This is a genomic window from Vibrio sp. 1-1(7) (genome assembly GCF_013048485.1).
Lineage (GTDB): Bacteria > Pseudomonadota > Gammaproteobacteria > Enterobacterales > Vibrionaceae > Vibrio > Vibrio fujianensis.
On the sequence record NZ_VHSP01000005.1, the window covers coordinates 93,307 to 106,889 of the forward strand.

Here is a 13,583-nt window from a genome sequence, read left to right on the forward strand (position 1 = left end):
TACTCCTTTAGGCAATAGTATGTGCATCATCTGGGAATGCGCCGCTGCGAACATCGGCCATATATTGGGCGACAGCTTGGCGCATATCACCAGTTTCTGCGAGAAAATCTTTCGAGAATTTTGGCATGTAGTTGGCCGAAATACCAAACATATCGTGCATCACTAGAATTTGTCCATCTGTGCCATTGCCTGCACCAATACCAATCACTGGGACATCAAGTAACTCAGTGATTCGATTAGCAAGGCTCGCGGGTACACATTCTAATAAGATGATTTGTGCCCCAGCATCTTGTAAGGCGATGGCATCTTTCACCATACGATCGGCTTTCTCTTGTTCACGACCTTGAATTTTATAGCCACCAAAAATATTGACCGATTGTGGGGTTAAACCCAGGTGAGCACAAACAGGAACCGCTCGCTCGGTCAGCATTTTTACCGTATCAACCAGCCAATCTCCTCCCTCGATTTTCACCATATTGGCTCCAGCTCTAATCAAGGTGGCAGCATTTTCACAGGCTTGCTCTGGCGTTGCATAGCTCATAAAAGGCATATCAGCCATTAGGAGACAGTTAGGACTACCGGCACGTACGCAGCGAGTATGATAGGCCATCTCTTCGACTGTGACGGGGAGCGTATCGGTCTGCCCTTGGAGAACCATTCCCAATGAGTCACCCACCAATAATACCGGCATCTCTTGGCTTTCAAACAATTGAGCAAAACTGGCGTCATAGGCGGTCGAGGTGGGAAATTTTCGACCTTCCTGTTTCCATTTCATCAGATCATTAATGGTGATTTTTTTCATTCGATATCCTTACTTGCCGTGGGTGACGGCCAAATACTAAGCCCATTCTGTGCCACTTGGTTAAGTTGATCACTTAGCTTAGTTCCATCGGGAAACTGTAAGTTTGGGGCAATTTCATACAGCGGATAAAGGACAAATTCGCGCACGTTCATCCCATAATGCGGTACAGTTAATCGTTCACTATCTATCACTTGTTGCCCGTAGAGTATGATGTCTAAATCAAGTGTTCTTGGCCCCCAGCGCTCAGTTTTACGTACACGCCCTTGTTGCTGTTCAATAGCTTGAGTGCAATCGAGCAGTTCAAGCGGGCTTAATTGCGTATCAATAGCAACAACAGCATTGATATAATCAGGCTGATCTTGGGGCCCCATTGGCGTACTGGAATACAATGATGATGCAGCAATAAATTGGGATTGAGGGAGTTTTTTTAAAGCCTCAATCGCTTGTTTTGCTTGCTTGACCGGATCGCCAAGATTGCTCCCGACAGCAATATAGGCCGTAATCATGCACTTTTACCTTTCGGCTTGCGTTTACGAGTTGAGGGCTTACGACGGCGCGGGCCTGATTTATTGTTTTCTGCGCTGTTACCTAAGTCAGCGACCATGGCTTGGCGCATATTGCGTCCAGCATTTTGGAAAGTCTGCCACCAATTCGCTAACTGTTTGACTTCTCCACCTTCAATTTCTCCCCGCATTTCCAGAAAGTCGAATCCAGCTCGGAATTTATTTAATTCAAGTAGGCGGAAAGCTCGTTTGCCAGTCCGACGGGGCAAACGAAGTTGCATTTGCCAAATTTCGCGGATCGTTGTGGTATGACGGCGTGGAATCGCAATCGATTTAACCACTTGGTCGAGCGTTTTATTGCTCGCTTCCATCACCGCATCATAAAAATTATATTGATGCGTCTCCATGATCTGTTCGGCCAGCTTAATCATTGGATACCAAAAGAAAGCGGCAAACATAAAGGCTGGGTTAATTCGTTTGCCTTCTTCAATGCGAATATCGGTCGAGTCTAGAGCTAAGTCGATCATTTGTTCCGTCAGTGATGAGTCATCTTCGGTAAAATGCTCAGCCACTTGTGGAAACAGTTGTTGAAATAGGTTGTATTCTCTCATCAGGTGATAGGTTTCTAAACCATAACCTGTTTGTAGCATTTTTAACGACTCTTCGTAGAGACGCGCGGAAGGAATGTCTCGTAATAGCGGCGCTAATTGTTCAATAGGAGCGGCGGTATCTTCTTCGATATCAAAATCAAGCTTAACGGCGAAGCGAATCGCTCGTAACATGCGGACAGGATCTTCTCGATAGCGTGTTTCCGGATCGCCAATAAGACGAACCAGTTTATCTTCGAGATCTTCCATACCACCAGCGTAGTCATGAATACTGTAATCAGCGATGTTGTAATACATCGCATTGATGGTGAAATCACGACGCTCGGCATCTTCATCAATCGTACCGTACACGTTATCGCGCAATAACATCCCCGCTTCTGATTGAGCGGCAATCTGTTGGTTGATTTCTTGATGATGGCCTCGGAAGGTGGCGACTTCAACAATATCTCGGCCAAACATTATATGGGCAAGACGGAAGCGTCGTCCAATCAACCGGCAATTACGAAAGAGTTGACGCACTTGCTCTGGGGTTGCATTGGTGGCGATATCAAAATCTTTTGGAGTCGCGCCGAGCAGTAAGTCTCTGACGCCACCTCCCACTAAATACGCTTCAAAGCCCGCTCCGTGTAATCGATAAAGGACTTTGAGTGCGTTTTCACTGATCGACTGCCGTGAGATTTTATGCTCTTGGCGAGTGATGATATTTAACGCTAGCTCAGGATAAGTATGAGGTTTGCGTGATTTTAGTTCATTATTATTCATGTGCATCTGACAATGATTGGTGTTGGCTATTCAAGCGTTGTGGTGCACCTTTTTGGCTTAAATGGGCCGAAATTTCGGCTAATAATAGCGTACACAGCGCCTTTTGAGAATCACGGTGTGATCTCTATCTCTTGCGGCAATCGTGTTATCTGCCAGTTCTTGATGCCCCAAGCGATCATTTCTTCGACTCGGGCATCCATAAAATCTTTCGGTATATCAAAGCCTAAAAACGCCATCGCTCGAATTAATGTTGGTTTTGGCTGGTCAATATTAATCGCCTTTGCATGGTTTTGTTTGGATAGTTTATTTCCATTACCATCCATCGCCAATGGCAAATGTAAGTAACTAACGGGCTTTTGCTGCAAGCAGTGATACAGGCTGATTTGTCGCCCAGTGGGTTCAATTAAATCAGCTCCTCGAACCACTTGTGTCACGCCTTGTTGAATATCGTCAATTACCACAGCAAGGTTATAAGCAAACAGTCCATCTCGCCTTTTGATGATGAAATCTTCTTCTGCTAGGGCCTTGGGGATGGTAATTTCTCCCTGTTTCAGATCGATGAACGAATAGATCGGATGATCCATCCGAAAACGAATCGCACAACCTGAGGTTTGATGCAATGCTAAATGGCGGCAAGTACCGAGATAGTATCCCCCCGTTTGTTTTACTTGCTTACGTGTACACTGACAATAGTAAGCTTGTCCAGATTGTAGCCATGTCTCTATTTGAGCTTGATATAGCTCATGACGTTGACTCTGATAAACAACATCGCCATCCCACGTTAATTGATAAGCTTCTAGTGCCTGTAAAATCCATTGTGCAGAGCCGGGAATTTCTCTGGGGGGATCGAGATCTTCAATGCGCACAACCCATTGGCCTTGTTGACTGCGAGCCTGAAAATAGCTGCCTAGTGCTGCGATTAGTGAGCCAAAATGTAATGGGCCAGAAGGCGATGGAGCAAAACGACCAATATAATGCATAGTTGTCACAATCAAATTCAATGAAAAAATAAGGCTAACTCATCGAAAGCACAGGGATTGTAACCTGTAATACAAGCAAAAAGGGAGCGGTTTGCTCCCTTTTTGTTGATTGACTATGATGATAGAACAGGTTAACCCATCATCTGTTTTTCTTTAATCTCAGCCAGTGTTTTACAATCGATACAGAGGTCGGCTGTTGGGCGAGCCTCTAAGCGACGAACACCAATTTCCACGCCACAAGATTCGCAGAATCCGAAGTCGTCTTCTTTGATCTTATCTAAAGTCTTCTCAATTTTCTTGATGAGACGACGTTCACGATCTCGATTACGCAGTTCCAGGCTAAATTCTTCTTCCTGAGATGCGCGATCCACCGGATCGGGAAAGTTTGCCGCTTCATCCTGCATATGATTGACTGTGCGATTAACCTCTTCCCTTAGCTGGTTACGCCAAGCTTCTAAGATTTTGGTAAAGTGAGCGATCTGATCCGGTGACATATACTCTTCACCGGCTTTTTCTTGATACGGCTCAACACCTGCAATGGCTAGGATGCCTAGCGTTTTCTTTTTGGATTCTGTCATACAGCATCTCCTACTAACACCTAGTCAACTGCGAGAGCAGTTAATTTAAGGCGGGTATCTATAGCAAAAAGAAGTGAGCGAGGCAAACACTGAATCGTAAAGTTATCGTCAATGTGAAGGCGACATCATTTTTTATCATGAATGTACAAATTCTATTGGCGAAATTAATCGGATTTCTTGTTCTGAAAGCTGTGCTTTGTAGCACAGTACTTCAACTCCAGCTTCTTGAGCCATTGTTAATAATTGTGAATAGTTCGCATCTATATGGTGAGCGACGGAGACTTTTTCAATCCCTGAATGTAAAACTGTAAATAAAAGTACGGCTCTGCTCCCATTTTGGGCCATTTGGGCTAATTCGCGCAAATGTTTTTGCCCACGCGTGGTGACAGTATCAGGGAAATAACCTTGACCAAGCAAGGGCCTCTGGCCGTCACCGGTGAAAGCGCACTCATCCAGTAACGTGACACTTTTTACTTCTATATAGCAATTTGGTCGTTGTGGTGTGGTGAGCAAGATATCAATTCGGCTATTTTCTTGCCCGTATTTTACTTCCGTCAGTTGTTGTTGATATCCCTGCAATTCTTTTATAGTCCCATCATGAATGGCCTCAACGGCCAAGGCATTGGCTCGAGCCGTGTTGACACAAATACGCTGACCCATGTGGTTTTCTGTCAGTTCCCAGCTATGAGGGTATTTCCGTTTAGGGTTTTGCGAGGTGGAATACCAGACGGTATTTCCTACTTCGGCGCAGCCAGTCATGGCTCCGGTATTGGCGCAATGAATCGTACATTGCTCGCCGTTATCCAGCGTGACATCGGCAAGAAAGCGTTTATAGCGGCGGATTAAGGTCGCTTTTTTCAATGGGGGATCAAATTGCATGGTATGGCCTGTCAAACATCGTACGAAAAGTAAATTTAATCACAATAGCGTGGAATGTCCTACAATCCTCAAGATAGTGGCTGGACAAAATTTATGACACAGTCCAAGGTTGCTAGTGATGAATAGGCTGGAGTGGGAGGCATGATGTATCCTTTTAACCATGTGTTATATGTTTATACTGAATCGTCTGATCAACAGGCTTTGGCTCATGCTGTTCATTGGGCCAAGAACTCTCAAGCGAAACTGTCGATTATTTATGTGCTTGAAAAAGATAATCACGAGTTTGAGAAGGTTGATGAAATTGAACGTAATATCTTAGCGTTTCAAAGGGATAAAATTACCCAATGTTGTCAAACATTGTCGTTTGAACGTTCAGTACAAGTGCACTTAGTCACGGGAAAAGTTTATTTAGAAGTGATTCGCACTGTGTTGAGAGAATCAGTTGATTTAGTCATTAAAGAAGCTGAAAACCCGCATTGGAGTGCGAGTTTATTTGGCAGTAATGATGTTCATTTATTAAGAAAATGCCCATGCCCTTTGCTGTTAACCAAGCCCAACTTTCCATTATCGGGCTATAAAAATATTCTTGCCACGATCGATTTCGGAGTGTTTGAACAGCACAATCATTTGAATGAAAAAATCTGCCAAATGGCGGTTCAGCTTGCATTAGGGGAATTTGCGCAGCTGCACATCGCTAATGCATGGGATATCCCCTACGCTGGATTTGTTAGCATTTGGGGAGATGGCAATAAACAGACGGAAGCACGAATGTGGCAAGATGAGCAGCAACACCGTTATCAACAAATAGAGCAACTTATTCAGCCATTCATGACACAGACAGCAGGGTTTAGTCAGCCACTGATTCATTTACCGCAAGGAAAGCCGGTGGCTGTGCTTCCTCCTTTAATTGCTGCACATGAGATCGATTTAGTGGTGATGGGAACGCTTTCTCGAACCGGGATCAGCGGCATGTTAATTGGTAATACCTCTGAAGAGCTGATTAGCCAGTTACATTGTTCGATATTAGCGTTAAAACCCGATCATTTTGAAACGCCTGTCACGTTACCTTCTTGATCATGGATATTCTGAGCCGTGATTTCAGAGAAGCCTCGCGTCGGGGAGCGGCTTTTCAGGTAGAGTAATGACATTTCAAAGCCTCTGCCTTGCATAAAGAAGCCACAAACGGCTGCGAAAATCGGCTCGAAAGGTCAAAAGTCCCCAGAGATAAGCGATCGACAGGCTATTTATTCTCTAAACTTCTTATGTACAATGTGGCGCTCAGTTTAGAAAGGATGTCATGTTGTCAGATCTACCTATTGATGTTGTGATCCCAGAGTTACTAATGGCGATACAACATTCACCTCAAGTGATTCTTAAAGCCCCTCCCGGAGCGGGTAAATCAACACAACTTCCGTTAGCGTTGCTTCGTTCTTCGAATGTGAAGGGGAAGATCGTGATGCTGGAACCTCGACGATTAGCGGTGCGTAATATTGCTCGTTATTTAGCCCAGCAATTGGGTGAGAAGGTTGGCGAAAGTGTCGGCTATCGGATTCGAGGGGAAAGTAAAGTGAGCGCTCAGACGCGATTGGAGATCGTCACGGAAGGAATTTTGACTCGGATGATTCAACACGATCCTGAGCTAACTGGGATTGATATTTTGATCTTCGATGAGTTTCATGAGCGAAATCTGCATGCCGATATGGCACTCGCATTAAGCTTAGATATACAGATGGCGTTACGGGAAACTCTCACCATTGTAGTGATGTCTGCGACGTTAGATCAACAAGCATTGCAGACACTGTTACCACAAGCGCACGCTATTGAATCTTTAGGTCGTAGTTATCCGGTCGCGATCCACTACCAACCGATGCAAGATGCACATGGCCTAGTTTATGCCGTCGAGCATCAGATCCGGAGTTTATTGGCTCAACAAGCTGGATCGCTATTGGCCTTTTTACCGGGCAGTGGAGCGATTCGTCAATTGCAAGAGCGATTGAGCGATCTGCCTGAAGCGATTGATGTGTGTCCTTTATATGGTCAATTACCTTTTTCTATCCAGCAACAAGCAATTGCTCCATCTCCCTCTGGGCGTCGTAAAGTGGTTTTGGCCACCAATATTGCTGAAACGTCACTGACTATTGAAGGGATTCGATTGGTGGTCGACAGTGGTTGGGAGCGTCGCGCCCGTTTTGATCCTAAAACCGGCATTACTCGTTTAGAGCAAGTACGCATCGCACAATCTTCTGCCGAGCAAAGAGCGGGACGAGCCGGTCGATTGGAAGCCGGGTTATGTGTTCGCCTATATAGTGAAGCACAATTTAATCAACAGCCATGGGTTCCGGAACCTGAGATTTTACATAGTGATCTGACTGCGTTAGCGCTGGAATTAGCACAATGGGGCACACAACAAGCCGATGAGCTTAACTGGTTAAATGTACCGCCTCGCGCCGCTCTAGAACAGGCGCGTGATCTATTACGCACATTACAACTGATTGATGAACGAGGTCAGTTAACCGCAAAGGGACAAGCTGCCCATTGTTTAGGGATTGAACCTCGTATAGCTGCTATGTTGCTTTGGGCCAAAGAAAAAGGGGCGAGATATTTAAATTCAGCCTTGGCATTGGCTGCCTTAATGGAAGAGCCAGAATATCAGGTCTTGGATTTACAGCACAGTTTACATCGTTGGCAGCAGGGGATACATCATAAAAGCAAGTTGATGGCGCAACATGCCAAGGCATTGGCGCACACATTACACAGCCAATTTTCACTCAATCAGGTTGACAGTGAGTGTATGGCGGTGGCAGCTTGCTTTGCTTTTTCTGACCGAATTGCTCAGCAACGAGGGCAGTATGGGCATTATTTACTGGCGAATGGACATGGTGCTTTTGTGCATGAAACCCATCCGTTAGCCAGCCAAGGCTATTTATTGGCCGTTGATTTAATGCGTAGCCAACAGCAATCAAGTCAGATATTTTCAGCATTATCGCTTGAGATAGACTCCCTAGCTACCGAAATACCATCGCTCTTTTCTGAGCAAGAGTGGGTCGATTGGGATGAGAAGCAAGGGCGCTTAGTTGCGGAATGTCAACTGCGCATCGGGCATTTGATGGTTCGTCGTCGTGCTTTGGCTGAACCCAGCTTAGAAAAAATGACGCAAGCTTTGCTGAATTATGTCCAACGTAATGGACTTTCGGTATTGAATTGGAATACTGAGAGTCAAGAGTGGTTAGCGAGAGTTCGTTGTGCCAGTGAATGGTTACCCGAGGAAAACTGGCCTGATATGAGTGAGGATGGATTGTTAAGCGCCTTGGAACAATGGTTGGGCCCTTATTTAATCGGTCTTCGCACGGTAAAAGATTTGCATCAAGTCTCGGTTTTAGACGCTTTAGTGGCTTATGTGGCTTGGCCACTCAACCAGCAGTTGGATGAATGGTTACCGACGCATTATCAATTACCGACAGGAAATCGCAAGAAAATCCGTTATCAGCCTGCGAGTGATCCGGTGCTTTCCGTTCGAATGCAAGAGGTATTTGGTGAGCAACACTCACCATTGATAGCGAAAGGACGAGTGGGGTTGGTGATGGAATTATTATCTCCTGCTCAACGACCTTTGCAGGTGACGCGGGACTTAGCCAGTTTCTGGCAAGGGGCCTATCGTGATGTGCAGAAAGAGATGAAAGGCCGCTATCCTAAACATGTTTGGCCCGATGATCCGGCCAGCCACTGTGCGACAACAAAAACAAAACGGCACTTAAAATCATGACCAAGAAAAAAACACCGACCAAGCGGCCAAGCAGTAGAAAAAAGGCCCCCTCAAAACCTAAAAAAACCTCATGGGGATTACGTTTATGGGGCGTGTTTTGGAAAGGATCATTAGCGTTTTCGGCTGTGTTGCTTGTGAGTGGATTGTACTTAAATAGTGTTGTGAAACAACGCTTTGATGGCCAGCTATTCGATTTGCCGACTGTGGTTTATGCGCGAATTTTAACCTTACAGCCGGGTGATAAAATTACCTTGCCAGAAGTTCGTAATGAGCTCGATGTCTTGAATTATCGTAAAGTGGCTCAGCCCCGTTTCCCCGGTGAGTATTCGGCATCGTCAAGCAAAATTGAGTTGATCCGTCGCCCATTTGAATTTTCTGATGGCCCTGAACCGGATCGCCATGTCATGTTATCTTTTGACCAACACTCATTACTCCGCATTCAATCACTTGAGCAACGAGGCCAGCTCGGCTATCTACGTCTCGACCCGAAAATGCTCGGTATGTTAGAAAAAGATGTGATTGAACAACGGCTCTTTTTACGGCGCGAACAATTTCCAGAAGTGATGGTGGATGCCCTATTAGCCACGGAAGATCGCTACTTTTACCAGCATGATGGTATTTCTCCTTTTTCGATAGCACGAGCGATGTTGGCCAATCTAAAAGCGGGACGCACCGTTCAAGGGGGAAGTACTCTGACGCAGCAGTTGGCGAAGAATATCTTTTTATCCAGTGAACGGACGTTATGGCGTAAATTGCGCGAAGCCTATATCGCCTTAATTATTGATTACCGCTATAGCAAAGATCGTATTTTAGAAGCTTACCTTAACGAAGTTTATCTTGGTCAAAATGGCAAAGAGGCTATCCATGGTTTTGGGCTCGCCTCTCGGCTCTATTTTGGCCAACCGCTACCAGAGCTAAGAATTGATCAGCTTGCTTTGTTAGTGGGAATGGTGAAAGGGCCATCTTATTACCAACCGGCACGTTATCCTGAGCGAGCCAAAGAGCGACGTGATTTAGTATTAAAATTAATGCTGGAACAAAATATTCTAACTGCTAAGCAGTATGAACAGGCTGTTTCTCGTCCATTGGATGTTCAGAAACATCCACATATCGCCAGTCGACAACCGGCTTATTTCCAACAACTCGCCATTGAGCTAAAACAAAAAGTAGGAACACGATTTGAAACCGACAAAGGGCTGCGAGTCTTTACCTCATTAGATCCCGTTTCCCAGGAAAAACTAGAACAAGCTATTTCTCACCAAGTTTCAATACTTGCGCCAAAAGCGGGTCACCAATTAGAAGCGGCGGCGATTGCCGTGGATCGTTCCAGTGGTGAAATTCGCGCCATGGTCGGTGGAAAACGCACCGGATACGATGGTTTTAACCGAGCCTTAAATGCTAGTCGTCCAATCGGATCGCTGGTTAAACCTGCGGTTTACCTGACCGCATTAGCCCAGCCAGATAAATATCACCTTGCGAGCACTTTAATCGATAAACCGATCAGCTTAAAAGGCAGTGGGGGCACGGTATGGACTCCTCGTAATTTTGATCGGCAATATCGAGGTGAGGTACCGTTATATCAAGCTCTCGCTCAATCATTGAATGTTCCTACCGTGCAGTTGGGAATGTCATTAGGCATTGATGCGGTGTCTAATACATTGCAGCAATTGGGGGTTAATCGGCATGAAATTCGTCCGGTTCCATCTATGTTTTTAGGATCGTTTTCGTTAACACCTTATCAAGTCGCTCAGATGTATCAGACGATCACCAATGCTGGTAAAAAAGCCCCGCTGTCTGCCCTTCGATCGGTATTGGATCTTCAAGGCAATGTGCTTTATCAATCGATTCCTAAAGCCTCTCAGGTTGTAGATCAGCAAGCGGCATGGTTGACGACTTACGCGATGAAACAAGGGGTAAAGCAAGGGACAGGGCGTTACTTGAATCAGCAATTTGCTTGGGCTTCCTTAGCGGGAAAAACGGGAACCAGTAGTGATCGTCGTGACAGTTGGTTTGTTGGTGTTGATGGGCGAGAAGTAACCACCATTTGGCTTGGTCGAGATGATAATCAACCAACGCAATTAACGGGATCGAGTGGGGCGCTACGAGTGTATGCTGAATACTTACAGCATCGGATTCCTGAACAATTATTGCTCCCTTGGCCACAGGGAATGAGTACTTTTGGTTTCAGCGCCACTCCGTCTGGGGCATTTGTACTCGATTGCGATAGTCACTTTACTTTGCCAGTTTGGGATAAGTCAGGCAATTTAAAACAACAGTGTGAGAATCGCCCCAAAGAATGGTTGAAAAACATCTTTCGATGGTAGCTGGGCACGTTTATAGTGAGTTGATTGGAAAGGACGAGAGGAATTCGATGTGAGAGGTGGGCGATTCGGGATTATAGGAATGATAAGCATCACTTTATCTTGCTTTTCTTGGGCGCAGGATGAACGTATTCAACCCATAGCATTAAGTCATTCTCGTCCGGTTATCGCTCTTGTTCTTGCTGGTGGGGGAGCTAAAGGTGCCGCTCACATGGGCGTGATTAAAGCGCTAGAAGAAATGAAAGTACCAGTAGATATCGTACTTGGCACTAGCATGGGAGCGTATGTTGCAGGGCTCTATGCTACGGGAATGGATGCTGAAGAAATTGAAAGCGTTATCTATAGTGTCGATTGGCAATTGGGGTATCGTGATCGTGTCAGCCGTAGTCAGCGACGAGTTCGTGATAAAGAGTATGAAGACCGTTATCAATTAACCACTGATTTAGGTTTTGGTTGGGATGGTATTCGTGCGCCTCGGGGCGTGGTTCAAGGGCAAAGTATGCTGCGTATTTTGCGTGAAACCTCAGGTAACCTCGCGAAACTAGACTCATTTGATGATTTGGTTATCCCGTATCGAGCGGTCGCGACCGATATTATTGAAATGCAGCCCGTGGTATTAGATAAAGGCTACTTGGTCGATGCAATGATGGCCAGCATGTCGGTTCCTGGTGCGCTACCGCCTTACGATATTGATGGTCGCTGGCTGGTTGACGGCGGGGTGACCAATAATATGCCTGTGGATGTGGCTAAAGCGATGGGCGCGGATGTCGTGATTGCGGTCGACATTAGTTCCGATTATAAGCAGCAAGAGTCATTTAGTAGCTTTTTAAGTGCCGCGAACCAGCTATCTAATTACCTTGTGCGACGTACCACTGAGCGCCAAAATTCTTATTTGAGCGAGCAAGATATTTTACTCAAGCCCAATGTCGGGCTGATGGAAACGACCGAATTTCATAAAATGCCCGATGCCTTTATTGAAGGTTATCAAACGGCGTCAGCGCACCAGCAACAATTACAGAAGCTCGCTTTGAGTAGCGCTCAGTATCAAGATTACATTGATGCTAAAGAACAGCGTCGCCGAAAGCTGCAATACGGCGATCAGTTAACGGTCGATAATATTGCGATTCGTAACCACTCTCATTACAGCGACTTACTGTTAAAAAATAGACTGAATTTAGCGCAAGATATGGCGCTCAGTACCGAAGAGATTGAAGCAAGTATTGATCGACTTTATGCGTTAGACCGATTTAAACTTGTTCGTTATCAGTATGAGCAAGCCGATGAAAAAAATAACTTATTAATTGATGTTTACGAGAAAGGTTGGGGCCCTAATTACTTAAATTTTCGCTTTTTTTTAGAAGATGATTTTAGCACCACCAGTCAATACTCTTTAGGTGCATCTTTGAATTTTACCGATCTTGGTTCTCAGGGGGCGGAGTTGGCACTTAATATCGATTTGGGAACCGATAAACAATTAGAGGCTGAACTTTACTCACCGCTGTTCTCGAGTCAAAAAACCTTTATTGCAGTGACTGGGCGTTATCGCGATGATAACCGCCAAGTTCCCTATGATGATTTATTTGAAAATACCGGACTTTCTGCGACGCGCAATTATATACCTATCTCTTATCGTACCTTGACCGGTGAGGTGGCATTGGGGTATCAACAAACCTTGTGGCGTCAATTAAGAGTGGGTGCACGTTATATTGATGGTAAGGCTGAGCCTTCAACTATCCCTGATTATGGGCATGCCACTTTTACTCGCCAAGGAGTATTTGTCAATTTTCGCATTGATTCACTAGATGATTTTAGTATGCCACGTGAAGGTAACTACATTGATCTTGAATATGTTATCTCACACGATGATGTGCATGATCTGATCGATCAAACCAATAACAGCTCTGATACGGTGTATGATATTTCCGCCAAGTTGATGTCGGCAAAAAGTTTTGGCCGTCATACGTTGGTTGCTAATTTAGACTACGGAGAAGTGAGGAGCAAAAACTCGATAACCCCAGTGGAGCCGAAAACCATTGGTGGCTTTTTAAATCTTTCAGGGATCCCTCGTAATAGTTTGATCGGACAAAATAAAGCGTATACGAGTTTGGTTTACCGTTATCGTTGGTTTGATAACGATTTCGGTTTATTTACTTCCCCGGTCTATTTGGGGGCCTCTTTAGAGTATGGTGGGATTTGGTCAGAGCCAAAAGTCAATATTGATAATGCCCCTATGTATGTTGCGAGTTCGATTTTCGCTGGGGTTGATTCTCCGATAGGCCCGATCATGTTTGGTTACGGCCGAACAGAACAAAATTTTGATGCGTTCTACCTGATTGTAGGAAGCACTTTTTAAGGCATAGAGGGCGGGAGTGAGGATAAACTTTCGT

The 13,583-nt window shown here is 45.2% G+C and carries 10 protein-coding genes; 4 read left to right on the forward strand and 6 right to left on the reverse strand.

Annotated elements, in window-relative coordinates:
- Window positions 1–7 precede the first annotated feature (7 nt).
- From panB to sfsA, 6 genes are all read right to left on the reverse strand, one after another.
- Entirely contained in the window at window positions 8–802 is a 795-nt protein-coding gene (gene panB, locus FKN05_RS14405; RefSeq protein WP_099610596.1) for a 3-methyl-2-oxobutanoate hydroxymethyltransferase, read from the reverse strand.
- Window positions 799–1,308, reverse strand: a complete 510-nt coding sequence (gene folK / locus FKN05_RS14410; RefSeq protein ID WP_099610597.1) for a 2-amino-4-hydroxy-6-hydroxymethyldihydropteridine diphosphokinase — start codon at window positions 1,306–1,308, stop codon at window positions 799–801. Before folK ends, panB begins: the two co-directional genes overlap by 4 nt.
- Window positions 1,305–2,681: a polynucleotide adenylyltransferase PcnB gene (gene pcnB, locus FKN05_RS14415; RefSeq protein ID WP_425445494.1), complete on the reverse strand. Its 1,377-nt coding sequence runs from the start codon at window positions 2,679–2,681 to the stop codon at window positions 1,305–1,307. Before pcnB ends, folK begins: the two co-directional genes overlap by 4 nt.
- Window positions 2,682–2,785: 104 nt before the next feature.
- Window positions 2,786–3,655 carry a tRNA glutamyl-Q(34) synthetase GluQRS gene (gluQRS, locus tag FKN05_RS14420; protein ID WP_170887807.1) on the reverse strand — a complete coding sequence of 290 codons (870 nt, stop codon included), beginning with the start codon at window positions 3,653–3,655 and terminating at the stop codon, window positions 2,786–2,788.
- 131 nt (window positions 3,656–3,786) lie between these two features.
- A complete protein-coding gene (gene dksA / locus FKN05_RS14425) occupies window positions 3,787–4,233 on the reverse strand; it encodes an RNA polymerase-binding protein DksA (protein WP_099610600.1) in 447 nt (148 codons plus the stop codon).
- 135 nt (window positions 4,234–4,368) lie between these two features.
- Window positions 4,369–5,112: a DNA/RNA nuclease SfsA gene (gene sfsA / locus FKN05_RS14430; protein ID WP_099610601.1), complete on the reverse strand. Its 744-nt coding sequence runs from the start codon at window positions 5,110–5,112 to the stop codon at window positions 4,369–4,371.
- A gap of 141 nt (window positions 5,113–5,253) precedes the next feature.
- Here sfsA and FKN05_RS14435 point away from each other — a divergent pair, with 141 nt between their 5' ends.
- From FKN05_RS14435 to FKN05_RS14450, 4 genes are all read left to right on the forward strand, one after another.
- The gene (locus FKN05_RS14435) at window positions 5,254–6,186 is read left to right on the forward strand and encodes a universal stress protein (RefSeq protein ID WP_099610602.1); all 933 of its coding nucleotides are present in this window, start codon (window positions 5,254–5,256) and stop codon (window positions 6,184–6,186) included.
- Between the two features lie 226 nt (window positions 6,187–6,412).
- The gene (gene hrpB / locus FKN05_RS14440; protein ID WP_170887844.1) at window positions 6,413–8,875 is read left to right on the forward strand and encodes an ATP-dependent helicase HrpB; all 2,463 of its coding nucleotides are present in this window, start codon (window positions 6,413–6,415) and stop codon (window positions 8,873–8,875) included.
- The gene (gene mrcB, locus FKN05_RS14445; protein WP_161427680.1) at window positions 8,872–11,199 is read left to right on the forward strand and encodes a penicillin-binding protein 1B; all 2,328 of its coding nucleotides are present in this window, start codon (window positions 8,872–8,874) and stop codon (window positions 11,197–11,199) included. Before hrpB ends, mrcB begins: the two co-directional genes overlap by 4 nt.
- A 79-nt stretch (window positions 11,200–11,278) precedes the next feature.
- Complete coding sequence (locus FKN05_RS14450; RefSeq protein ID WP_161427679.1) at window positions 11,279–13,549, forward strand: patatin-like phospholipase family protein; 2,271 nt, start codon at window positions 11,279–11,281, stop codon at window positions 13,547–13,549.
- Window positions 13,550–13,583: the final 34 nt, after the last annotated feature.